The 25501-nt window shown below is 63.0% G+C and carries 14 protein-coding genes; 8 read left to right on the forward strand and 6 right to left on the reverse strand.

Annotated elements, in window-relative coordinates; genetic code table 11:
* Positions 1–186 precede the first annotated feature (186 nt).
* Positions 187–1650 (forward strand): glycosyltransferase family 2 protein, encoded by a 1464-nt coding sequence (locus AC6CHY_RS11790; protein WP_498226809.1) that lies wholly within the window; start codon positions 187–189, stop codon positions 1648–1650.
* Between the two features lie 71 nt (positions 1651–1721).
* Here AC6CHY_RS11790 and AC6CHY_RS11795 read toward each other — a convergent pair whose 3' ends face one another.
* A complete protein-coding gene (locus tag AC6CHY_RS11795; protein ID WP_498226810.1) occupies positions 1722–2540 on the reverse strand; it encodes a serine hydrolase domain-containing protein in 819 nt (272 codons plus the stop codon).
* A 136-nt stretch (positions 2541–2676) separates the two neighbouring features.
* Here AC6CHY_RS11795 and smc point away from each other — a divergent pair, with 136 nt between their 5' ends.
* Complete coding sequence (smc, locus tag AC6CHY_RS11800; RefSeq protein WP_498226811.1) at positions 2677–6261, forward strand: chromosome segregation protein SMC; 3585 nt, start codon at positions 2677–2679, stop codon at positions 6259–6261.
* Between the two features lie 68 nt (positions 6262–6329).
* On the opposite strand, the gene AC6CHY_RS11805 is transcribed toward smc, so the two are convergent.
* Positions 6330–7649, reverse strand: coding sequence for an MFS transporter (locus AC6CHY_RS11805; RefSeq protein WP_498226812.1), 1320 nt, complete (start codon positions 7647–7649; stop codon positions 6330–6332).
* A gap of 36 nt (positions 7650–7685) precedes the next feature.
* On the opposite strand from AC6CHY_RS11805, the gene ftsY reads away from it, so the two are divergent.
* From ftsY to AC6CHY_RS11830, 5 genes are all read left to right on the forward strand, one after another.
* Entirely contained in the window at positions 7686–8882 is a 1197-nt protein-coding gene (gene ftsY / locus AC6CHY_RS11810) for a signal recognition particle-docking protein FtsY (protein WP_498226813.1), read from the forward strand.
* 6 nt (positions 8883–8888) lie between these two features.
* Entirely contained in the window at positions 8889–11051 is a 2163-nt protein-coding gene (locus AC6CHY_RS11815) for an acyltransferase family protein (protein WP_498226814.1), read from the forward strand.
* A 365-nt stretch (positions 11052–11416) separates the two neighbouring features.
* Positions 11417–14101, forward strand: a complete 2685-nt coding sequence (locus tag AC6CHY_RS11820; RefSeq protein ID WP_498226815.1) for a glycosyltransferase family protein — start codon at positions 11417–11419, stop codon at positions 14099–14101.
* 252 nt (positions 14102–14353) lie between these two features.
* On the forward strand, positions 14354–15667 hold the full coding sequence (locus tag AC6CHY_RS11825; RefSeq protein WP_498226816.1) for an ammonium transporter: 1314 nt from the start codon (positions 14354–14356) through the stop codon (positions 15665–15667).
* On the forward strand, positions 15664–16002 hold the full coding sequence (locus tag AC6CHY_RS11830; protein WP_498226817.1) for a P-II family nitrogen regulator: 339 nt from the start codon (positions 15664–15666) through the stop codon (positions 16000–16002). The genes AC6CHY_RS11825 and AC6CHY_RS11830 overlap by 4 nt, the downstream gene beginning before the upstream one ends.
* A 147-nt stretch (positions 16003–16149) precedes the next feature.
* Here the strand turns inward: AC6CHY_RS11830 and AC6CHY_RS11835 are convergent, their stop codons facing one another.
* The 4 genes from AC6CHY_RS11835 to AC6CHY_RS11850 form a co-directional block, all read right to left on the reverse strand.
* Complete coding sequence (locus tag AC6CHY_RS11835) at positions 16150–18582, reverse strand: cell wall-binding repeat-containing protein (RefSeq protein ID WP_498226818.1); 2433 nt, start codon at positions 18580–18582, stop codon at positions 16150–16152.
* Between the two features lie 120 nt (positions 18583–18702).
* The gene (locus AC6CHY_RS11840) at positions 18703–20154 is read right to left on the reverse strand and encodes a glycosyltransferase family 2 protein (protein WP_498226819.1); all 1452 of its coding nucleotides are present in this window, start codon (positions 20152–20154) and stop codon (positions 18703–18705) included.
* A 68-nt stretch (positions 20155–20222) separates the two neighbouring features.
* On the reverse strand, positions 20223–21494 hold the full coding sequence (locus AC6CHY_RS11845) for a CDP-glycerol glycerophosphotransferase family protein (RefSeq protein ID WP_498226820.1): 1272 nt from the start codon (positions 21492–21494) through the stop codon (positions 20223–20225).
* Between the two features lie 252 nt (positions 21495–21746).
* Positions 21747–23504 carry a glycosyltransferase gene (locus AC6CHY_RS11850; RefSeq protein ID WP_498226821.1) on the reverse strand — a complete coding sequence of 586 codons (1758 nt, stop codon included), beginning with the start codon at positions 23502–23504 and terminating at the stop codon, positions 21747–21749.
* 510 nt (positions 23505–24014) lie between these two features.
* Between AC6CHY_RS11850 and AC6CHY_RS11855 the strand changes: the two genes are divergently transcribed.
* On the forward strand, positions 24015–25472 hold the full coding sequence (locus tag AC6CHY_RS11855; protein ID WP_498226822.1) for a putative glycosyltransferase family protein: 1458 nt from the start codon (positions 24015–24017) through the stop codon (positions 25470–25472).
* Positions 25473–25501: the final 29 nt, after the last annotated feature.

Raw genomic sequence — 25501 nt, forward strand, 5'->3', positions numbered from 1 at the left:
ACCCTGCCAGTGGGCTGCCCGGCAGGACCGGCTGTGAACCGATAGTGGCGACGTAATGGTAATGTACTGCTGAGAATAGGATTTCTTGTGAATTCAATTTTCAGGTATTTACTGTGGTGCGGGTATTTTTAAACCGTATCGGAAACAAAAAGGGGGATCCCGGTGGGGTTGAAGTCAAGATGGGGATTGGGAAAAAAGAAGGCCAAGGACGTTTCGATTCCGTCAGCCATGGATCCGTCGATGCGTTCCATGGCTGACGGGAAGATGCAAAAGAGTCCCTTGGCTCGAGAGCCCGGCGCATGTGCCGTGTCGGTCATCATCCCGGTCTACAACGCGATGCCCTATCTGACGGAACTCCTGAATTCCCTCGAGGCCCAGGACCTGCCGTCCAGTGACTTTGAGGTTATCGCAGTGGACGATGGATCCAACGACTTTAGCGGCGAAATTCTGGACGTCTATGCAGCCAGGAATGCCAATTTTCGGGTCATTCATCAAGAAAACAGCGGCTGGCCGGGCAAGCCTCGAAATGTGGGCATATCCGAAAGCCGTGGCGAATTCGTGTTCTTCTGCGATGCGGATGATCATCTGGGCCCCGAAGCTCTGCGTCGCATGGTCGACTACGCCCGGGAGCATTCCTCGGATGTAGTTGTCCCCAAAATGATTGGGATTGGCGGGAGGCGCGTCCAGGCCTCGCTATTCACAAAAACCATCGAAGACGTCCCACTTCGTACGATCTTGCGCTCCTTGTCTCCCCAGAAGCTGGTACGCCGATCCCTGCTGGAAGAGCACAACATTCGGTTTCATGAAGAGAAAGTTCGTCTGGAAGACGGAATTGTAATGACTTCGTGCTATCTCAAGGCACGAAAGATTTCAATTCTTTCAGACTATGATTACTACTTTATTCGAACCCGCGCGGTGGGAACCAATATCAGCAGCGGGCCAATCGACCCCGCCGGTTACGTCCAGTCACTGACGGAGATATCAACGATCCTGCAGCATGGGGTCGACGACCGTGGCCTTGCCGACTTGCTCGTGCTCGACCTGTTCAGGCGAAAGGGCCTGCGGTTCTATGAACCATCGAGATTCCTGGCCATGGAATCACGCGTGCAAAGGCAATGGGTTACATCGCATGCAGCTTTCGTCGATCGCTTCCTTCCGGAGCCGCTGCTTCGGGAATTGGAGGACGCAGATCGGTCCCTGACTCTCCTCATCCAGCAGCAGGCATTCGAAGAAATCCTGAGGGTGGTCCGCAAAAGGCAGAACATCGACAGTCCCATGGAGACCGTCTCGGCAACGGCAACCGGGAGCGGAATTACCTTGCGGCTTTCCAGTATGGCGCCGCTGACCGGGGCCGAGATCGTGCTGAAGAACAGGGCGGGAAACAAGCAGGTCAATAAGCGACTGCGTGCAGATAGTTCGGCGATGGACTCCGCCGGGAACCTGCACACGGCATTGATCGGCAACGACGACCTCAGGGTCTTCGAAAAAGAGATCGTCGATGTTTGGACCACAGCAAGTGATTCCTCGGGTCAAACCGGAAAACCGGCTCGGACCATCTGCCCGGTCGACGCGGACCTCCCGCAGCCGGTGCCCGGGGTCCGTATCTACGCGACAGTGCATGGCAGCCTGAGCTTCGATTTGCGCAAGTAGCCGAAAGAAAAGGCGCTGTCGGAACGGGCGGTTTCGCGAAAGGATCCTTTCGCTGAAACCGCCCGCCGGCGCTACTTGCCCACAAGTTCCTTGACGACGCCGTCGTTGAATGGAGTCCACGCTTCGACGGCCCACGGCCCAAACGGCTTGTCCGTCAGCGTCACGCACGCCGCGCTCAATGCCGGATCGACCCACAGGAACGTCCCCGCCTGGCCAAAGTGCCCATAGGTCTCCGGCGAGTTCAGCAGGCCGGTCCAGTGCGGGGACTTTTCCGAACGGATTTCGAATCCCAGGCCCCAGGTGTTGTCCCTTTGGCGTCCGTAGCCCGGAAGGATCCCGGCAAGATCCGGGAACACCACGTGCGTGGCCTGGGAATGGGTCTGCACATCCAGCAGGGTCGGGCTCTGCAGCTCGGCCGCAAAAGCCACGAGATCGCCGAGCGTGGAAACGCCATCCGCGGCGGCGCTGCCGTCCAGGGAGGTGCCCGCCATGCCCAGGGGCTGCAGGACGGCTTCACCCAGGTAGTCGGCAAATCTCATTTCCGTGGCCTTCTCCAGGGTCTCGGCAAGGACCTCAAAGCCGACATTCGAATACAGCCGCCTGGCCCCGGGGGCAAAGCGCACCGTTCGTTCGGCAAAGTCGTAGCCGGAGGTGTGCGCCAAGAGGTGCTTTACGGTCGAGCCTTCCGGGCCGGCCGGGGTATCGAGCTCGAAGGCGCCCTCCTCCAAGGCCACCAGGAACGCATAGGAGCTGAGCAACTTGGTGACCGAGGCCAGCGCAAAGCGGCGGTCGACGTCACCGTGTGAGCCCAGGACGGCACCGTCGGCGGCAACCACGGCCGAGGCCGCGTGTGTCGAAGGCCATGAATCAATGGCCAAAAGACTCTTCAAGGGGTCTTCTCCTAGCATTCTTGATGAAAATACCTGTATGCAGGGCCTGACCTACGCCGTTGAGCCGAGGTGACTCGATAGGATGGAGGCCAGCCCTCCGACCACTTTAGCCACCAAAAACCCAGGACGCTTCCACGTGCATTTGAAAACACTCACCGTTCGCGGATTCAAGTCGTTTGCCTCGGCAACGACCTTCGAATTCGAACCGGGTGTCACGGCAGTGGTCGGTCCCAACGGTTCGGGCAAGTCAAACGTCGTGGACGCCTTGGCCTGGGTCATGGGGGAGCAGGGGGCAAAAACCCTGCGTGGCGGCAAGATGGAAGATGTCATCTTCGCCGGCACCTCCGGCCGCGCCCCGCTCGGCCGGGCCCACGTCTCCCTGACGATCGACAACGCCGACGGCGCGCTGCCCATCGAATACGCCGAGGTCACCATCTCCCGGACGCTGTTCCGCGCGGGCGGCTCCGAATACGCGATCAACGGGAACTCCTGCAGGCTCCTGGATATCCAGGAACTCCTGTCCGACTCCGGGCTGGGCCGTGAAATGCACGTGATCGTCGGCCAGGGCCAGCTCGACCGGATCCTGCACGCCACGCCCGAGGACCGCCGCGGATTCATCGAAGAGGCGGCCGGGGTGCTCAAGCACCGTCGGCGCAAGGAAAAGACCGTGCGAAAACTCGACGCCATGCAGGGAAACCTGAACCGGCTCGAGGACCTGACCACTGAGATCCGCCGGCAGCTCACGCCCCTGGGCAAGCAGGCCAAGATCGCCCGCCGGGCCCAGAGCGTGCAATTCGAGGTGCGGGACGCCAAGTCCAGGCTCATGGCCGATGACCTGGTGACCCTGCGCGCCGCCCTTGACAAGGACATAGCCGACGAGGCAGAGCAACGCGCCGCACAGCAAGTGGTCCAGGGTCGACTCGAGGAATCCCGCGCAGAACTCACCACCCTTGAAGTGGCCGCGGCCCATGCCACCCCGGCCCTGAACAAGGCCCGGGACCTGTGGTTCGGGCTGACCTCGACCCGCGAGCGATTCCGCTCCCTGGGAGCGCTGTCGGCCGAACGCTCCCGCTTGCTGGGTTCCGACGGCGTTGAATTTGACCCAAGCCGCGACCCCGACCGCCTGGAGGCCCAGGCCGAGCGCCTGCGCGATGAGCTGGAGGAACTCGAGGAAAACCTTGAGATGCGCCAGGACCTGCTGGAGGAAGCACTCGAGGCCAAGTCGGATGCCGAGGAAGCGGCCCATGCCGAACAGCAACGCCTGACCAACGAGCTGCGGGTTGCCGCTGACCGCAGGGAGGGGCTGGCCAGGCTCGCCGGCCAGGTGGGTGCCTCCCGGAGCAAGGTCGAGGCCGCCGAGGGCGAGCTGGGCCGTTTGCGCGAGTCGCTCCAGGGTTGGGCTGCGCGCCGTGAGGGCACGGCCAACGAGTTTGCCGCCCTGGAGCAGCAGGCCGCCTCCGTGCAGGACGGCGAGGAGGACCTTGACACGGCCTATGAACACGCCGCCGACCGCCACGAGGCCCTGGTTGCAACAATGGATTCCCAGCGCAAACGGGAACAGGAACTTGCCACGCGGTTGGGTTCCCTGCGTGGAAGGCTTGAGGCCTTGCGTGAGGGGGCCATCCGCAAGGATGCCTCGGAAGACGTCCTGGCCGGCGGGCATGATGGTTTGATGGGTCGCCTCTCGCAATATCTGGAAGTCGAACCTGGATTCGAGGTCGCCGTGGCGGCTGCCCTGGGTCCGATTGCCGAGGCCATAGCGGTGGAGGAATTGGACCACGCGCTGGCAATTCTTGGAGGACTCCGGGAAGCGGACGGGGGTCGCGTCCACCTGGTGAGCGGCAACCTTGACGCGGCCGCCAATAACACATCGCTGGCCCCCTTCGGGAAACATGCGCTGGACGTCATCAGCGCACCCGAGGCCCTGCGCGGCACGCTGGCGCACCTGCTGGGAAGCACGGTGGTTGCCACGGACCTTGCCGAGGCGCAGCAGCTTCTGGCACACGATGCGAACGCCCGTGCAGTGACATTGGCCGGCGACATTCTCACCGCCGGCTCTGCCAGCGGCGGAACCACCGCTGCTCCCTCACTGATCGAACAGAACGCTGCAATCACGGAAACGGCCGCCGAGCTTGCAGCGGTCGAGGAAAGCCTCGGCGCCCTGCGCCTTGAGGCAGCCGACCTCACGGCCAGGCTCATGTCCGCAGAGGAAGCGGCCGACTCGGCGCTGAGCCGGTTGCACGATTCGGATGCCAGGATTTCGGCTGTGGCCCAGCGAATGGAACAGCTGGGGTCGCTGCTGCGCCAGGGGCAGGGGGAACGCGAACGCCTCGAACAGCAGATCGCGGTGGCGCAGGAGAAGCTTGAGGTGGAGCAGGAGAAGCTCGCCGAGCTCATCGAGCGCCTGGACATGGCCCAGGAGGCTCCCGAGGACCACGAACCCGAGACCGACCGGCGTGACGAACTTGCCGCGGCAGCCGCCGCCGCCCGCCAGAAGGAACTTGACGCGCGCCTGGCGCTGCGCAGCGCGGAGGAGCGGGCCAACGGGCTGCGCGGCCGTGTCGAGTCGCTCAAGCGCGCCGCGGAGACCGAACGCCGCGCGCGTGCGGAGGCGCAACGCCGGGCCGAGATCCGCCGCAAGCAGGCAATTGCTGCCCGCGAGGTCTCGGCAAAGGTCGAGCGCGTCGTCTCCTTCATGGACGTTTCCATCGAGCTTGCCGACAGGGAACGGGAACAATTCCAGGCACGCCGCGAGGAACTGGAGGCGGAGCTGTCAGTGGTCCGCGGCAGGGTCGACAAGCTGGGCCACGAGCTGGCGGAACTGACCAACTCGGTGCACCGCGACGAAATGGCACGCGCCGAGCAGCGCATGCGCATCGAGACGCTGGAAAACCGGTCCATCGAGGAACTCGGACTGACCAGCGAGCACCTGATCGAGAACTTCGGGCCGCACCTGCCGGTGCCGCAACCGGCGGCCGAGGACGACAAATGGGCGGCCCTTCGCCAGGAAGTCGACGACGAGGGGAACGAAATTCCCGAGGGAATCCCGTTCGACCGGGTGGAGCAGGAAAAGCGGCTGAAACGGGCCGAACGGGATCTCTCGGCGCTGGGACGGGTCAACCCGCTGGCGCTGGAGGAGTTCGCCGCGCTCGAGGAACGCCACCAGTTCCTGACCTCGCAGCTCGAGGACCTGAAAAAGAGCCGCAAGGACCTGCTGGACATCATCAAGGACGTCGACGAACGGGTTGAGCGTGCCTTCACGGAGGCCTACGAGGACACCGCGGCACAGTTCGAGCGCGTCTTTGGCAGGCTCTTCCCCGGGGGAGAGGGACGTTTGGTCCTCACCGACCCGGAGAACATGCTGACCACCGGCATCGAGGTGGAGGCCCGCCCGGCAGGCAAGAAGATCAAGCGCCTTTCCCTGCTCTCCGGAGGCGAGCGGTCACTGACCGCCGTTGCCCTTCTGGTGGCCATCTTCAAGGCCCGGCCCTCCCCGTTCTATGTCATGGACGAGGTGGAGGCGGCCCTGGACGACACCAACCTGGGCCGGCTGATCACGATCTTCGAGGAGCTGCGCGAATCGAGCCAGCTCATTGTGATCACGCACCAGAAGCGCACCATGGAGGTCGCCGACGCGCTCTATGGCGTCACAATGCGCGGGGACGGCGTTTCCATGGTGATCAGCCAGCGCATCGAGCGCGAGGACGCGCAGAGCGCCTGACGCGACCCAGCCGCGGGCCGCCCGGCCACGAGGCAGGCGCCAATGCGGCTTGGTTCAGCCCGGGGAGTTCACCGTTTCTCGTCGCGTGGTTCCGACGGGGAACCCGGATTGGCGGCCGAGTCTGGAGCATCGGTGGCGGCCGCCTCGCGCCTTTCCCTGACCGGGAGCCAGGCAATGACCCCCATCAGCCCCAGGGCGCCACTGACCGTGAATGCCCACCCGAAGCCTGCCCTGTCGGCGATCAAACCAGCCAGGATCGGACCGATGATGGAGCCGAAGTCGGTTGCCATCTGGAAGGTGGCCATGACCTTTCCGCCGTTGCGGCCCTGGCCGACCACGTCGGCGATGGCCGCCTGCTGCGCCGGGCCCATCAGCCCGGTCCCGAGGCCCCCGATGACAGACAAGGCGATGAACAGGGGAATGGTGTCGACCCAGCCGATGGCTGCGGTGGCCAGCGAGGCGACGGTCAGCCCGACCAGGATCGGCAGGCGGCGGCCGTAGGTGTCGGTGAGCCTGCCCGCCACGGTCAGGGCCGCACCATTTCCCACGGCGAAGATCGCCAGAGCCAGGCCCGCGAGCAGCGTGCCCTGCGAGGCGAAGGCGGCGACGGCAAAGAGCGGAATCAGGGACATCCGCACGCCGAAGGCCATCCAGCCATTGGTGAAGCCGGAAACCAATGCTGCCTTGAAGGACGCCGCGCCCCAGGCCTCGGAAAGGGGTATGCGGTCGGCCACAGGAGCTGCCTTTTCCGCAGCCGTCTTCACGGTTGCGCGGCGCGAGTGGGACAGGGAGAAATAGACGATAGAGGCCGCGACCACGAGCGCCCCGCCGTAAATGAAGAACGGGATCCGAAAGCCCATGCCCGCGGCAAGGGAACCGAGTACCGGACCTGCGACGTTGCCCAGCAGGAAGGAGCCGGAATACAGCCCGGCGATGCGGCCGCGAATTTGGGGCGGTGACATGCGGGCGATCAGGGCCATGGCCGAGACCGTGAACATGGTCGAGCCCAGGCCGCCCAGGCCGCGGAAGACCAGCAGCTGCGTGTAGGACTGGGCAAAGCCGCAGAGGATGGTCGAGGCGGCAACGATCAGCACGCCGGTGACGTACACGGCAGGCTCTCCCAGCCAGTCGGTCAGCTTGCCGCTGACCGGGGCGAAAACCAGGCGGGCGAAGGCGAAGATGCTGACAATGACGCTGGCCGCCGCAACGCCGACATTAAAGCTCGTGGCGAATTGCGGCAGGATCGGGGCAATGAGCCCGAATCCGAGGGCGACAACGAAGGCGGCCGCGACAAGCACGCGGATTTCACGGGGTACCGACGGCAGTTTCCGCAAGTCGGTATTAACCGACTTTTCCGGGAAATTGGGGGTCGAGGCATTCTTTGGCATAAGTAAGACAAGTTTAGTCTGTGAGAAGCTAGGACGGTGTCAGAACAACTTAACTTGATCATTGTCCTTGTTGCAGTGGTTGCCGTCGTCGGTATTGGTGCTGCCTTCTTCCTTGTCCGGGGCCGGAAGGCACCCAAGGGAACGTACACCGGTCCGCGCGACGCCAACGACCCAGCGCCCACCCTCACCGCCGAAGCACCCACCACCGAGGCCCCGGAAACGGGCGCCCCGGTGGAAACGCCGGAAGCCCCGGAGACCGAGGTCGCCGAGGAAGCCGCCGGCAAGGTCTTCGTCCCCATTGACGTCCCCGAGCCCGTCCAGGGTCGCCTGGCACGCCTGCGGGCCCGCCTGACGAAGTCGAACAACGTCCTGGGCAAGGGCCTGCTGGCCCTGCTGAGCCAGGACAAGATCGACGAGGACGTCTGGGACGAAATCGAGGAGACCCTGCTCCTGGCCGACCTGGGAACGGAGCCGACCCTCGAGCTCGTGGACGCCCTGCGTGGGCGCGTCAAGGTTGAAGGCAGCCGGGACCCCCAGCGCGTCCACGACATGCTGCGCGAGGAACTCATCAAGCTGGTCGATCCGGCCATGGACCGAAACTTCATCCCCGTCCGCCACGCGGACCGCCCCAACGTGATCATGGTGGTCGGCGTCAACGGCGTCGGCAAGACCACGACCATCGGCAAGTTGGCACGGGTGTTGGTCGCCGAGGACAAGGACGTCATCCTGGGTGCGGCCGACACGTTCCGCGCCGCGGCCGCCGAGCAGCTAGCCACCTGGGGGGACCGCGTGGGCGTTCCCACCGTCAAGTCCGACATCGATGGCGCCGACCCCGCCTCCGTGGCCTTCGAGGCAGTGACCGCCGGCATCGAGCAGGAAGTCGACATCGTCATGATCGACACCGCCGGCCGGCTGCAGAACAAGGTCGGGCTGATGGACGAGCTGGGAAAGATCAAGCGCGTCATCGAAAAGAAGGCAACCGTTGACGAGGTCCTCCTCGTCCTCGATGCAACCACCGGCCAGAACGGCCTGAACCAGGCTAAGGTCTTTTCCGAGGTCGTCAACGTCACCGGCATCGTGCTGACCAAGCTCGACGGCACCGCCAAGGGTGGCATCGTTGTCGCCATCCAGCGCCAGCTCGGCGTGCCGGTCAAGTTGGTCGGCCTGGGCGAGGGACCGGACGACCTGGCGCCATTCGATGCGGCGGCGTTCGTCGACGCACTGCTGGACTAAGGACAGATGATTCAAGAAACCCAAGGATCCACCCAAGTCAAGGGCCGTCATTTCGCCGAACCCAACGCCCCGGGGACTGGCAGCGGAGTTGGCGAGGGAAACAAGCACGGACAGTCCAAGGTCTTCCGCGGCGACATCCAGGGACTCCGTGCCATCGCGGTGTCCCTGGTGGTCGTCTACCACTTGTGGCCACAGCGACTGACCGGCGGTTTCATCGGCGTCGACGTTTTCTTTGTGATCTCCGGATTCCTGATCACTTCGCACCTGATGAAGCGGCCCCCGAAGTCGTGGTCGGACTTGGTGGCCTTCTGGATGCGGCGGGTCAAGCGCCTGCTGCCGGCCTCGTTCTTGGTCCTCGGTGCGACGTTGGCTGCCATTCCACTCATTGCCCCGGTGACGGTGTGGAAGGACTGGGCCAGCCAGGTTGTTGCCTCGACCTTCTACGTCCAGAACTGGCGGTTGGCGTCAACCAGCGTGGACTACCTCGCGGCAGACAACGCCGTATCGGCGGTCCAGCACTTCTGGTCGTTGTCCGTTGAGGAACAGTTCTACCTTTTCTGGCCGGTGATCATTGCCGCCTTGGTGGCCCTGGCGGTCATGCTGCGCAAAAATACCGGGGTGGTGGTCGCGACCGGCATCGCCCTGATAGTGGTGGCCTCGCTGGCCTTCTCCGCCATCTCCACCGTGACAGATCCGGGGATTGCCTATTTCTCCACCTTCACCCGTGCCTGGGAACTCGCCATCGGCGCCCTTGCTGCCGTGCTTCCCGCGGCGAGCACGATGCTGCGTCGCTCGAGGTTCAACGCCGTCCTGGCCTGGATCGGGTTGCTGGCCATCGCCTATGCAGGTGTCGCCTACAGCGGTGCCACCCCGTTCCCCGGCTATGCCGCGGCCCTGCCCGTCCTTGGCACTGCGTTGGTGATCTGGGCCAATGCTTCGCATGCCCACTCACCCAAGGGACTGCTGGGCCATTCTGCGTCGCGCTTCCTCGGCGACCACTCGTATTCGATCTACCTGTGGCATTGGCCGCTTATCGTATTCCTGCCGTTCTACAGTGGCGAGCTCGGCCTGCTGGACAAGGCCGCAATCATCGCGGCGACAATTGTCCTTTCAATGATCACCAAGCGCTATGTGGAGGACCGCTTCCGCGCCCACCTGGACACGGGCAGGATCCTGACCGGAGGTCGATTCCTATTGGCCGGCACCGTAATCCTGGGTCTCCTTGGAGCCGCCATGGTGAATGCCGGGTCGAGCAATGAGGAAACCGGCGATAAGTTGGCCACCGAAATCCAACGTGTGCAGGCTGAGGTCGGCGTGGACTGTTTCGGCGCCGCGGCGATGATGAACTCGTGCGCCAACACCGGTGCATCCCCGATGGTCCCCTCGCCGGCTGCCGCCAAGAACGACAAGTCCCAGGCCTACGCGGACCAGTGCTGGTCCAATGGCGACTATAGCGAGCGACCTGTCTGCACTTATGGAGACGGCAAGGTCCAAGTTGCACTCACCGGCAACTCACATGCAGGACAGTGGCTGCCGGCGTTGGCCGAGATTGCCGATCGCCAAGGGTGGACAATCACCACATATCTGGCGTCGAGCTGCACACCGACCGACGCGCCCACCGCATTCGGCACGCCGGCCAAGATCAAGGGATGTCTTGACTACGGCAAATGGGTTCAGCAGGAAACGCAATCGGGCAAGTACGACTTGATCATCACCTCCAACCGGCAAGTACGACCCGTGGAAGGGTTCGACTTGGCCAATACCGAGCAGCCAGCCGTTGACGGTTATGCCAGTTACCTTGAAAGGTGGAAAGCGGCGCGAACGCCCATTGTGATCATCCGCGACACCCCGTTCCCCGGGAACACTGTCAGCAACGTCCCGGATTGTTTGGCCAGCAGCGATGACCCAATGAAGGAGTGCTCCGGTACGGCGAAGTCATGGAAATCCTTGGATCCACTTGCCACCGCGGAGCAGGAAAACGACTTTTCCTACGTTGGAATCGTTGATATGACCAAATACTTCTGTGGGCCGGACAACTGTCCCGCCATCATTGGTTCGGTCGTTCCATACTTCGACGGATCACATATCACTGCAACGTTTGCCCGTACTCTCACAGAGAAGCTGGACGAAAAGATCAGTGAGACTCTGGTCGGCGTATCAGTAAAGTAAGGACATATATGGATCCTCTATTCCCCGATTGATTTTCGGATTTTTGTTCTCGAATCCATGCGGGGTTCCACGTCGGAACCGCCTTCGTGCGTCCGGGGGATCGCGGCGACAAGTCTCCGTCCGAAACCTTGGCGACGCTACCGATGCATCGAGGAATGCCGGTTCCAGGCGCAAGCTGCCATCGATCTTCCGAGTCTGGTCCCGCAGGAGGCATCCCAGGCCCTTCCATCGGTGTTCCGGCCCCGGATTGCCCCATGGGAAACCGCACGCCACGGCCAATCCGCTACCGGGTTCGAGACAACTTGGCACCGATACACTTGTAAATTATTTGCATCAACTTCGACTGAAAGCTGTAGGCGCAATCCTTGAGCCCAACGATCTGGTCCACCTCTCCCTTTGTCCCACCCCTGAAAAAGAGCCTCAAAAAAGTCCTGGGCCCTGCCGCCCGACAGGTCATGCCGACCGTGTCACGCCTCGCGGGCACAACCGCCACGAAGTCTGTCCAGACCGCGTCTTCAGTGACTGCCGACGCCTTCATCCACGGATACCGGGCGCTGGAAGGGGAATTTCCGGAGGCGGATTCGTCTGGAAACGGAAAGGGTGCTACCCCGCCCACCAAGGATGCCGTCCAACTGAAAGTCGAGGCAGCACGCAAGGCAAAATCAGGGATGGTGAATCTTGAGCAGTTGGCTCGCGGTGAATCCCTGGACCAGTCTGTACTGACCGGTGTCCGACACCTGATCAAGGCCGGCGACCGCACCAAGGCCGTGGCAATAGGTCATTCCCTTCGAAGCCAGCCGGCCACCCGTACCATGGGCACGGCCATCCTCGGCGTTGGATTGCTCCGTAGCTCGGGATATGTCAGCGCCTGGGAGGTCTTTTCCGAAATAGCGAATACACCTGCGTCGGAAGCAGTAGCGGATGAACTCTACGCTGCCGGCTTTGGCGTGCTGGGCGCGAAAATGTCGTCTATCCTCGACGCTGACATTGACTCCGGTCGTGTCCGTCGCTGGAGCTCTTCGGCGTTGCTGCATGTGGCGCAGAAGGCTCTGGCGCGCGGCCTCCATGACCAGGCCAGACTGCTCATCGGGATGGCACAGGAGCTTCCGGAAGCCACCACGACGAAGCACTTTCGGAAAGAAGTTGCGCGTCTGGCCACATGGCTGCCTGAAGGAAGCCGAAGGGCCGAGATCCCGGAGATCGAAGGCACCATCAACTACGGCATCATGGGGTACGAGCAGCCGGATATTACGTCGCGGAACATTGGGGATTACATCCAAACGGTGGCGTCCATGGGGCACATCGTCCGCCAGCGGAACTTTAACTTTGCCGGCAACCCAGAGATCGTCAAGTTCGCCGAAGAGCTAAGGGCATCTGCCAAGAATGAGCGAATGGTGGACGGGTCGGCCGCCACCTTGAATCTTCTCGAACTCAATCGTGACGGAAGCCCCTATCAGGCGCTCCCGAAGCAAACCTGGGCGCTCACATTTGGCTGGTTCATGCACGATACGTTCAACCAGGGCTTCGGTGTTCCTTTTCACGAAAACCTCCGGCCGATCCTGCTCTCCGTTTTCGTCCGCTTTCCGGCCATGTTGACACCGGACGCCATCGAGTACCTGCGCAAGTATGCTCCGGTGGGTTGTCGTGATTGGCAGACCGTCGCGCTGCTCAGGGCCGTCGGAGTGCCTGCGTTCTTCTCTGGATGCATGACGACGACCATCGACACGGTATTCCGGCGCGACGGCGAAGATACGCGAAATGCCACCCTCTACGTCGATTCGCCGCAGACTGGTCCGGGGGAATCCCGAACCCAGGTCCAAACAGGGATCCGTTCTCTCTCGTTCGAGCAGAACCTCCGGCTCGCTCGTGACTGGGTATCCCACTATCACCTGGAATACAACACCGTGGTGACCTCACGCTTGCACTGCTTCCTCCCGGCGCGCTCGGTTGGCTCGAAGGTGACCTTTTTGCCCAAGAACCGCTCCGACAATCGCTTCGGCGGCCTGATCGACACCACCGACGAGGACTTTGACCGGATTCGGCAAGGCATCTTGGACAAGGCTTCCACCATGCTCCAATTCATCGCCACCGGTGCCAGCGAAGGCGACGTTTACGCCAAATGGCGCGAAATCTGTGCCCCCGCCATGGCCGAAGCAGACGACTACCTGGCTTCGGCCAATCTTCGCGTCATCGGCAACGAGGAACTCTCACCGGTCCTGTCGGCGCTTGCCGCAACCGGGGTAGGGGCCACGGACGCCGAAACGACACACGTTGTGGTCGACGTTCGACGAGGCGAGTTGAAGCATCTAGCCAAGTTGGTGCGGTCAATCGCGGCTCACACAACAGGTCCCGTGGAGGTCTGGATCCTCTGCGTCGATCCGACCGATGCGGAACGAAACGAAGTCATTGCCCAGGACCTGCCCCTGTCAATTAACTGGATAAGTCCCGCAGCGTCCGCATTCGATACGTTGGGCAGCGGACTTTCCGCCGCCAAGCGACACGAGTTGGCGCTTGCGCTCGCTGCCGAATGCTTGCCCAATGCTGCCACGGCCGTTTTCCTTCCCGCCTCAGCACTGGTTCGGTCGGACCTTTCCTTGCTCGTTGCCCAGGCACCCGCCGCAGGAGACTTCGTCACCGCAAGTGATGACCGGAATCATGGGCGTCAAAGTGGTCTGGAGCTGATTCGCCGAGTTTCCGGCCGGCAGAAGACAGATAACCAAAGGGCCCTCGAATTCGTGTTTGCGACGCACCGGCAGCTCACCAGCGATTTCAAGACCTTTGACCCCAACGTCATGGTCGTCGATCTTGAACGTGCCCGGACCGGAAACCTGGCTGGACACCTTGTGCCCATGATCCTGGATTATGGGATGAGCTTCCGCGAGGCCGTCAATGTTTTCGTAGGGTCGAAACGCACCGAACTCAACTTCCGTTGGAACCATACCCCCGGCTACGAAGTCCAAGGAGATCCGGATGTGGTCAATTGGCGCGATACAAACAAGCCGTGGGCCGGCCTGGCCACCCCGTTCGCCGAGGAATGGCAGCTTTCCTGACCCAAGGAGCCAATAAATAGCCGCTCAAAGGCTGACGGCAAAACGGGCCCCTGGTTCATATTTGAACCGGGGGCCTTTGCCATGCCCGCACGGTTTCCGAAACACAGCGGAAATATTGGGGACACCTGCCTTTTACCTCCAGGCGCATTCGGTAACCACCACGAAACGGTTGATCGTGTTGGACGTAACACCGTCAGGGAATTCTTGAATCAGTCGGGAAACACTCGCAAACGATTCAGGGAGGCGTTAGACATGGAGCTAACAACGACTCAGGTATGGATGATGGTGTGCGCCGCGCTCGTCCTGCTGATGACCCCGGCACTGGCATTCTTCTACGGCGGAATGACCAGGGCCAAGAGCGTACTGAACATGATGATGATGAGCTTTTCGGCCATCGCCCTCGTCACCGTGGTGTGGGTGCTTTGGGGCAACTCCATTTCGGGCGGCGGCGCCAACATCGCCGGCTTGTTCGGAAACCCCGCAGACGGATTCGGGATGGGATCAATGCTCGGTACCGACGGCTTCATCGCTGCCGGTTATGGAGCGACCTTCGCGATCATCACCGTTGCGCTGATTTCCGGCGCCATTGCCGACCGTGCCAAGTTCAGCGCCTGGATGGTTTTCGTCCCCGTCTGGGTGACCCTCGTCTACGCCCCCATCGCCTTCTGGATCTGGGGCGGCGGCATCCTCGGTGAAGACGGGGCCATCGGCTCCGTGGTCGGGGAAGCCATCGACTTCGCCGGCGGCACTGTGGTCCACATCAACGCCGGCGTGGCGGGCCTGATCCTCGCACTCATCCTCGGCAAGCGCCGCGGCTTTGCCAAGGATCCCAGCCAGCGCCCGCACAACATCCCCTTCGTCATGCTCGGTGCCGCCCTGCTCTGGTTCGGCTGGTTCGGATTCAACGGGGGAGCCGCAAGCACCGCCGAGGAAGCTGGCCTGATTTGGGTCAACACGCTCGCCGCCCCTTCCGCCGCGCTGCTGGGCTGGCTCGTGGTTGAACGCATCCGCGACGGGCACAGCACCTCCCTGGGAGCTGCATCGGGCATCGTTGCCGGACTGGTGGCCATCACCCCCGCCTGCGCCAACATCAGCCCGGTCGCCGCGATCGGCCTTGGCCTTCTCGCCGGCGTTGCCTCCGCCCTCGCGGTGGGGCTGAAGTACCGCTGGGGCTACGACGACTCCCTGGACGTGGTCGGTGTGCACCTGGTCTCGGGGATCATAGGCACCCTCGCCCTGGGCTTCATCGCCCTTCCCGTCGACGGTGAAGGCGGCGGCCTGTTCTACGGCGGCGGACTCGCCCAGCTCTGGGCCCAGATCGTTGCCTGCGTCGTGGTCATGGCCTTCACGGCCATCATGACAACCGTCATCGGCCTGGCAATCCACAAGTTCATGGGCTTCCGCATCAGCACCGAAGAGGAAATCGCCGGCATCGACCTGATGCAGCACGCCGAAACCGGCTACGAGTTCGGCGGCCTGGGCACCGGCGGAACCTTCGTTCCGCACCCGGCCACCTCCGCACACCTGAAGTCCGCAGACCGAGTCAAGGAAGAGGTCAAGGCATGAAACTGGTGACAGCCATCATCCGGCCCGAAAAGACCGAAGAGATCCGCGACGCGCTTGAATCGTACGGCGTCCAGGGAATGACCATCAGCCAGGCCAGCGGCTACGGCCGGCAGCGCGGCCACACCCAGGTCTACCGCGGGGCCGAATACACGGTCGACCTGCTCCCCAAGGTTCGCCTCGAGATCCTGGTGGAAGAGAGCACCTGCGACGACATCCTCGACGTCCTGATCTCCACCGCCAACACCGGCAGCGCCGGGGACGGGAAGATCTGGGTGACCCATGTTGAGGAAGTGATCCGGGTCCGCACCGGGGAACGCGGCCTGGCCGCTGTCTAGTTGAGCACCACCTGGCATTGAGCGCCAGCGACAAGGCCCCAACCAATTTGGTTGGGGCCTTGTCGCCGTCGGGGTAGAAAATGATTCCGGGCCGCGGACCAGGACAATTCCGATCTTGCGCCGCTTGCCTGGCGTAAGACGGCGCCGTCAGCAGACGTTCGGCGTTCCGTCCGCGCGGTAGGCGACCGTCGAGTCCAGCACCAGCGGGCCGCCGAGCAGCACGTTGGTCCAGCCCTTCATCGAGACAAATGCGTTGGACACCGAGGACGGGAGGCAAGTCTTCTGGGCCAGCAGCAACGGTGCCCCGTTGTACCCGGCGGCCACGGCCCCGGTAAGGCCGTCAGGGAAACGGGCCCCGGTGGCAATGAACTGGCGCTGGGACCCACGGGACCAGAAGGCCTTGGCGATGAGCGCGCTGGTGTCGTACAGGGTCCTGCCCCCGTACCGGATCACCGTTGCGTTCGGCACCGCGCGGCGCACCTGTGCCTCCGCCTCGGCGGAAATGGCCAGCGGTCCGCCGGCCAGGTAGACGCGGGTGGGATTGAGCCGCTTGAGGCTGGCCAGCGTCGTGGCCGGGACAGCGGACTGTGCGGTCAGCAGCATCGGTGCCCTGCGTCCGGCGGCCACCGCGGCAAGCGACATGGCGTCCTCGAAGCGCTGGCCGGTTGCGAGGAAGACCGTCGGGGCCGAGGACCAGTTGGCGGCGATTTTTGAGCTGGTGTCATAGAGGGAATTGCCCCATACCCGGGTGACCGGACCATACGCCTTCAGCTTCGTGACGGTCGCGTCGCTGATGGCGATCGGCCCCCCTAGCACCAAGATGTTCTGGGGATTCAGGCGTTGAAGCTCGACGGCGACCGAGGAGGGGATCGACCCCTTCTTGATCAGCAGCAGCGGCGCTTTTTTCAGCGTCGCCAAGGGGGATCCGGCCAGTGCGTCGGGGAAGTTCTCGCCGGAGGCAACGACCACGGTCGAGGTCGTCGAGGGGAAGGTCCGTCGCGAGATCGCCACGGGCGTGTCGTAGAGCGTGGCACCGTAGAGGCGGACCGGGGCAAGACGCGTTGGCGGCACGTAGTTGCCGAGGTAGCTGGTGAGCAAGCGGTACGGGGTGGAGCGCCGGTTGCGCGCGAAGTCGCGCAGGGAAGTCAGGTCGCCGTTCCACACGTTGGCGTCCACGTCCTTGTCCGGTCCGATCAGATCGGCGTTGGACGCGTACTGCCAGATGTTGAATGTCGTCCAGCCCTCGGGCAGCTCGCGCGGGTTCTTGGGAACCTCCGCGGTGGGGAACACCGAGACATGCAGTGGCCAGCCCTTGAAGGCCGTGGAGTCGCCGGTGCACTTGTCCCACCAGGACTGGGCGGTGTAGATCATGGGCAGGCGCCCAGTCGCCGCCTTGACGGTGTTCCCGAAGTCGCTGATCCAGGTGACGAGCTGGGCCGGCGTCATGCCGTAGCAGACGTTGCCCTTGCCCGCGGAGTAGGCGGTTGCCGTGTACGGGTTCCACTCGATGTCCAGCAGGGGCGGAAGAGTCTTTCCGTCGGCGGTCCAGCCGCCGCCGTTGGCCAGGAACTGCTTGGCCTGGGTGGCTCCGGAGGAGTGGGCAGGCATGGCGAAGTGGTAGGCGCCGCGCATCAACCCCTGGTTGGCGGAGCCGGTGTAGTTCTGGGCGAACTTGGGATCCTTGAACAGCGTGGTGGGCCAGGACTGGGTTGCCTTGATGTAGGCAAAGCGGGCACCCTTGCCCCAGGCTTGGGCCCAATCGACGTCACCCTGGTGGTGGGAGACGTCGACGCCGAGGACTCCCGGCGGACGCCAGGTGCGCAGGTCTTCCAGCGAAGTGGGGACGGTGACTCCGGCCAAGGTGGCCTCGAACGCCGCTTTGGTGGTGGCCTGTGCAGCTGTGTCGGCGGCGAAGGCATTTCCGGTTTCAGGTGCCGCTCCGGCGGCCGTGGGGCTCGCCTCAGTGGTCGGGTTGGGCTCCGCCGGGGAGCTGGTGGATGGTGTCGCGTCCGAGGACGGGGACTGAGGAGCCGGCACGTCGCCCGAATTCGGGGATGCCTCCACCGCGGGGTCTTCTGCGGGATTCCCCGACTGTTCGGGTGCCTCTTCTGCCAACTCCTCGGTAGCGGCGGCCAGGGTCTCCAACTCCTCCAAAGTCGGGGCTTTCGCGTCGCCGGATTCCTCAATGCGTCGCTGGCCCTGGCCGAGCTGCGCATCTAGCGCCTCGATTCCGACGGCCTTGAGCGCCTGCTCCGACAACTCGACGCGTTCGGGTGCCGAGAGCTTGCCCCCGGACTTAAGTTCGTTACGGATCTCCTTGGCGGCCACGGTGGCTGCGCCCGGATCGACTTCCGGGGCAGCGACATCCTTCGTGGCCGGATTGAGGGCCGATTCCAGCAGCGTTGCGGCCCCGGATTCCGGGGGCGGCTTCTGGCCGGGTGTCTTGGACGTGGTGGTACCGGCCTCGGTGTCGGGCACCGGGGTTGCCGCGGCCGGACCGGCCACCGCAAGGGGGACGACCAGCGCTGCCGCGAGGGAAAGAGCGAACAAACGGGGCAGTGACGACCGGAATTCCGGCATGGGTGGTCCTTGGGGTCGGGGACGTTATTCAGCGCGGGGCGATGGCCAGTATACAAAACGGGCCAGTTCTCGTACGGGGAGCGCGCCGTGCCGTGCCATGCCGGGGGAATGGCCCTGCCCTCAGCGGCGATCGATGCTGAGGTTTCCGTTGACCGTTGCGTAGACGCGCGTGCCGTTGAGCTCCAGCGGCAGGCCGGCGTCCGATGCCGCCACCCGACGCAACGGCCCCCGAACCCCGTCCATGTCCAGCTGCACGAAGAGGTCGGCAACGGCGTGGTCAAGGCCTGCAAATTTCTGGGCAGGGAGATCCAGGACGTATTCGGTGCCATCGGGCCTCAGGGCATAGGTGTGTGTTGTTTCCGTGCCCCTGACCTGGGCTATCAGGTGTACCGCCTCATAGTTCGCCGTTGGCCGCAGCCCGAACCGCAGTTCGAGTCCATTCGGGTTCGGATCGGCGACCCGGCAAACGGCCCTGAGATGGTCCTCGGTCGTGGCCAATTGCAACAACCCGGCCGCATCCTCGTTCCGCACCAGGCGGGAGCGCTGCAGGAAGGGAAAGTCCAATTCGGCTTCCAGCTCCCGGGGAATGTGTTCACGCACGAATTGCGCGTGGGCCGCCACCCAGCGACGTTGTCTGTCGGTCGACATGGCCCGGTATCGAGCGGGGACGTAGAACCGCAGTGCCTTGCGCCGGTAAAGGTCGAGGACCAGCTGGTCCGCCACCGCGGGATCCGGGTGTCCTTCCCTGATGATCCGGGCAATGGCGCCCACCGACTCGGTGTAGCCTTCGGGCTCGGCCCGGCCGCTGCTAATGTTCGTGCCGACTTGCCGCGTGCGGATGAAGTAGTAGTCGTAGTCGGCCAGGATGGAGTTGCGGCGGGAAGCGAGGTAGCACCGGGTGAGCAGCATCCCGTCCTCCAGCCTGACCTTGCCTTCGGGGAACCGGAATCCGTGCTCCTCCAGCAGCCGGCGCCGGATCATTTTTTGCGGGGAGAGCGTGGCGGCGATCGTTCGCAGCGGGGCATCGACGTGGGTGGAGGCAAAGAGAGACGCTCCCACGCGGCGGCCTCCGATGCCGACCAGCTTGGGGGCCAGCACGTCGACATCGTGGGCGTCGGCAAACTCAACCATCCTGCGCAGGGCCTCGGGGCCCAAAAGGTCGTCGGAGTCGCAGAAGAAGACGTAGTCGGATCGGCTTGCGTCGATTCCCACGTTGCGCGGCTTGCCGGGCCAGCCGCTATTGTGCTGTCGGATGAGTCGCATGTTCGGCAGCCGTTGCGCGTAGGCGTCAAGCAATGCGCCACCGCGATCGGTGGAACCGTCATCGACGGCGATCACCTCAAACAATGCTGGATCCAGGTCCTGGGCCTCCAGGGAATCCAGAAGCTCCCGAAGGTAGGGCATGGAATTGAAGACCGGGATGATGACCGCGACGCGCGCGGTTTCGGCGCTGGCGCTGGGACCGGTGTCGGATTCCCGGATCCTGGACTGGCGCAACTTCGCGGCGACCTTGGACAACCTGCGCCGTAGCGATTTCCGAACCTTGGCGTAGTCCATTGCCTGCCTTCTCATGGGTGCGTGGTGGGTGCGCCGAACAAGCCCCGGGGCGGGGTGTTGGCGGTATTCCGGCCCCGGTGCGGCTAATCGATTTCCCCCGAATCCGCGCCCTGGCCGTGAAACTCATAGTAGCGCAGGAGAACCACACGATCGTCGATCAACTTGCCTACCGCCTCAATGAACGCATTTGTTGAGGATCCGCGCTCGCGGTCCCCGAAATAGAACTTGCGCATCTGCAGTCGATGCTCGGTGCCGGAAGAATCGAACAGGGGTTTCAGTTCGGGCAGAATCTCGTCCCGGGTGGTTTCACTGATGACCGGGCAGGCCCGGCTGACGGGCACTTCGCGGTGGAGCTTTTCAGGGTCGTCGCGCCGATCGGTGAGGATCAGCGGCTTCTCGGGGTGCAGATAGAGGTAGTCAAGGCCCACACTCGATACGTCCGTGATCAGGGCATCCACGTCGGGAAATAGCGCCAGGATGTTTTCGGTCTGGGCGACCAGGTGGTTTCCGCCGGTGGCGTTGAGTTCCTCGAGGATCTCGCGGATGCGCTCATCGGCGTGGGCGATCGCCGGGGTCGTGGAAGTGGTGATGCGTGGATGGGGCTTGTAGATGACCCGTAGATCGGGCAGCGCCACGAGCGCCTCGACGATTCCTTCGCCGAAAAGGTCCATGGACGTGTAGTTGTTCGCATCGTTTTCCCCATCCCAGGTGGGGGCGTACATGACGGTCCTGCCGTGGAACGGCGGCAGTACGGATTCAAAACGCGTATCCAACTGGGGTCGTCCCACGGCAACCAACCGGTCGAGGTCGAAGTCGAGCAGTACCGCGCGGTGCCGCTCGATTGCAGCGGGCCCTGCGACGAAGATCCGGTCGTAGGCCTTGGCCTGGTTCGAGACCATCGAAAGCTTGTCGCTCTCGCCGTGGTTGACGTGGACATGCACCGGCCTGGACGCACTCAAGGACTGGAAATTTGCCACGCCGTTGTTGACATAGAGGCACAACTTGAAATCGTTGAAATCGTAGAGATTGACCAGGTCGTCCAGGCGCCGAACGAAGATCTTTGGCAGGTCGGTCAACTTGCGGAAGTGCCGCATGGTGGGAATCTTGCGAAACACCAAGACCACCCGGCGGGTTTCATGGAGTTTTTCCAGCGTGGGAAGCCACTGTTCAAGTTGGTAGGACTTGTTTACCACGTCGCTGAAATAGACCACCACGTCGCCGGGCACCGGAATGTGGTCCAATTCGTGGTTGGCCGCATGGGTGCCTCCGAGTCCCAGCCACCTTCGCGTCTTGACTCCGGTCCTGGAGGTTATTGCGGTTTTGAGTTGTTGGCCAAGCCAGTCTTTGGTCTGCATCAGCTACCTTCGTGGTTTCCTGCCCATGCGCCGGTCGGCGCGCAGCCCGAGTCCAGGGCTGTCATGTCCGCTCGTTGGTCCCAAGACCGTTTCACGCCCAACTGTGCATTGCATGGTGAGGGGCTCCATGGTCCCTATGCTCCGGCATAGTCCGGGGCAAAGATAGGCATGTTCCGCCGGCATCACGGCCTCGCCGCCCATGGCCCACGCATTCATGGTGCCCAGGGCTATGGGGGGAAACATATTGGCCGCCTACTTCAGGCTCAGATTGCCGTAGACGGTGAAGTATGGCGTGGTCTGCATCTGGGGACTTGCGCCCAATCGGATGGTTCGAGTCATTGCCCCGATGCCCAGGACGAGGTTGAGGTCCAGGGCATCTCCGTCGGGCTGTTGCGCCCGCAGGTCGGCAGGCAGGCGGAAATGGAAGGTGCCGTCGCTCCCGCGGTGGTGCTGGATTTGGCGCCCATCGGTGTCCGCGGTGCCACGTTGCCTGCTTTCCAGCCACAGGTGGTTCAGGTTCTCCGGCGCATTCTCCACGTCCACCTCTAGGTCCAGGGCTCCGTCCGGATGGAACCTGATTCCCGCAACGCGTGCGCCGGCAGCGGCGAGGGCGTCACGGTCGGCCTTGCTGGTTCTTGCCCTGTCCAACGCGTCCATCCATTGCCCAAAAATTAGGTCGCTGCGGTACTTCCCCGAGTCGCTGAATCCGTGTGTGGACATCTCCTCACAGAGAGAGTCGTCCGACAACAGGCGGGCCACCGCCCGCACGGCGGCATCTTGCTCGCCGAAGGGAACCAGGAATCCATTGCGCTTGTTCTCGATCATGTCCCGGGGACCATAGTCAACGTCGTAGGCCACCGGAACGCAACCATGCGCCTGGGCCTCGAGAATGGCCAGCGACTGCCCCTCGAACTTGCTGCACAACATCAGGACGCGGGCCCGGTCGAGACGTTGCCCCACATCGTTGACATGGCCATGGAATGTCACCAGCTCTTCGGCACCGAGTGCGCGCACCCGTGCTTCGAGCGCCTGGCGCTGGTCGCCGTCACCTACCAGGTCAAGATGGACAGGGATCCCCTCCAAAGAGACCTTTTTGATGACTTCCAGTACTTCGCCAATGTTCTTGCCCATGGTGAAACGGCCGACATGCAGAACTGAGTGTGGTTCGCGGGCAGCAAAGGCCGGCAGGGTCTCCGGCCCGTCCACCGGGTTGCTGATCGCCACGGTGTTGGAGGACTCGCCAAAACGCTGAACGAATGCGGTGCGCTGGGATTCGGTGAGGAAGGTGATGCCGTCCCAGGCATCGCGGTTTTGGATGATCTTCTGGTGGGCGGTGGACAGTTTTCCCGTCAGCGGATCCTGCCCGGCGGCCACGTGGGTGCTGTGGAAGTTGACGAATTTCACGGCGGAGGGGTGTTTCCATGCCCAGAGGAAGCCGGCGGAGTACTTGCTGTCAATGACCACATCGGCGTGCGACAGGTCCACCAGGTCGGTGAGGAATCGGCGGTAGAGCTTGGCTGGGCTGCCCAGCGTGGCCGCAACGCGCCCGTCGGGGGCAACCAGGAACAGGGTGCGCGAGGTTTCCAGCGCATCGCCACCGGCGGGAAGCGTCGAGTCGACCAGGTACACCGTGCCGTCGGGACGGTGGTATTCGCGCAGTGCGGCTGTCTCTTGGTTTGGCATCACGTAATCGATGTAGAAGAGCGAGCTCTCTCCCGAACGGAGGGCCCTGCCACTTTCGACCCATTCGGGGGAGCGCACCCAGGTCTTCGGCTTCCCGGTCGGCGGTTTCGGGGCATGTGTGGCATAAAAGTCGTGGAGGTTCAGCAGCGGGACCTCGGGGTGGAGCCTTCCGGTCTCCACCAGCGTTGTGCGTAGCTCCTGAATCCGGGGGTTGGCATCGAATGTCACCACGGCGCTGGGCACGCCGTGTTCGTGGAACATTCCGGCGCGCTTGAGGCACATGGCAGTCATTCCGCCGAAGCCCTCCCTGATTGACCAAGTGACCATCAGGACCGGTTTGCCCGGCTGCCGGGGATGCGCGGGCCGGCTGGGTTGACCGCTGGGGATATGGGTCCCGGGGCCGTGTTGCATCGACATGTTCTCCTTGGCTGGCAGTTCGATTTCGGAGCCTCGATGGGCCCCACCCTAGCCCGGGATCCTTGGGGCCTCCAGACAATGGGCACCATTGTTCGGGATTGGCCGTGGTGCCGGAGCGCCACTGGCGGTCAGATCGCCCTGCGGGCACGGCCTCCATTGACGACAGCCAAGGCTCGTTCCCCGGTGTACTTCATCTGGGTATTTCGGCTGTGACGTTCCAAGGAAACGTACTTGGGAAGTTGGGCTGGCAGTCCAACGGGGACCAACGTGACTTGGGAATGCGACGTTCGGTGATTCGGCATAGACGAGCGAGCTCCGTATATTGATCAAGTGCGCGCCCCGATAGTTCTTACCCCGTATATGTGGACTTGTCTGGTTCTGGGAACCTTCTTCACCCCAGTCATAGTCATGCTCCCCGCCTTGAACGACTTGTTCGTGCACGCAGCCACCCTAGAACAGCTGCAGGCGAACTTCTGGGCCCCGCGGGATCCCATGGTCAACGAGGACGGGCTGGGCAACCCCTATTTTTCGCCGTACATGGTGTTCTGGTCCGCCGTGGCTAAAGTCACCGGGTTGGGGACTTTTGTCGTTCTTAAGCTCGGGGCCTTCGTGAACCTGGTGCTGTTCCTGACTGGCTTCGGGTCCTTTGTGAGTACGCTGACCGACAACCGGACGGCGCCGGTCGCTTCGCTGGTAGCAGTGTTCTTCCTCTGGGGCACCGGATTCTTCTACTGGAGTGGATTCATCTCGTTCCCAAGCCTCATCGCGTCCATTGCGTACCCATCGACCTTTGCCGTCGGCATGGGCCTGTGGCTCTGGGTTTGGCTCTACAGACTTCTCTACGGAACCAGTCGTTCGGTATCGCGGGCGGCGCTCACTCTCTCGATCGCCGCGGGAGGGACATTGGTCGTGCTGTCCCACCAATTTACGGCCATAGGCGTTTGCATCTACGCGGGGCTGTTTCTGGCGAGGAACCACCGCAGAATTACCCGGACCACTTTGATCTGTTTTGGCGCGATCGTGGCCGCTGTCTTGGCGTCAATTCTGGTCTGGCCGTGGTTCAACTTGCTGTCCTCGACCGTGGGCGTGGAAGGATTCAATGCGGTCCACAAGCCTCTTTACACCGACTTGGTGAAGCGGTATTCCTTATTACTCTTCGCCGTACCTGTGCTGGCGTATCGACTGGCTAAGGATAAAGCCGACCCCTTGGTTCTCACCGTTTTGATCTGCCTGGCCGTCTTCGTATACGGAGGCGCGAGCGGTAACTACTTCCTGGCCAGAATCTTCCCTCCGGTGGCGCTGCTGAGCCAAATCGCCGTGGGTATTGCCGTGGCCCAGTGGCTTGGCCGGGGTCGGAGGCAAATCCAGCGCTTCTATGCCGCAGCTGCATGCCTCGGCATCCTAGCCGGGGCGGTCTTCCAAAGCGGCTTCGTCAATCTCCTGGCGCCAGGCGCCTACCCCGAGGCGCTGGATGAAACTTTCGACTCGCGCATGACCAAAGGAGACTACCGATGGTTGACCAATCACGCCGAGGCAGGGGACTCTGTGATGACCACCAACTGGGACGCTCGAGCCATGGCGCCGGCGTATGGGATATTCACCGTGATGCCCGCGTGGCCCGATCCCTTCCTTGGCGATGTCGAGAAGCAACGGCGTGCCGATTCGAGGGAATTCTTCAAGGCCAGTACGGATCCCCGGCGCAGGGCTGAACTCATGACGAAATACGATGCGCAATGGGTGATAGTGGTCGACATGGATACCGCTGTCCTTGAGGACGATCCACAATTCAACTGGGTTGACGAGCGCCCCGATACTGGCGTGCGCGAGGAATCCACCGGCAGGGGAAGACAGCAACTCTTCGAGTTTCTTGGGAGATAGCCGTATTCGGACCCTATGTCGCAAGTCGA

This window comes from Paeniglutamicibacter sp. GQ140 (genome assembly GCF_059759235.1).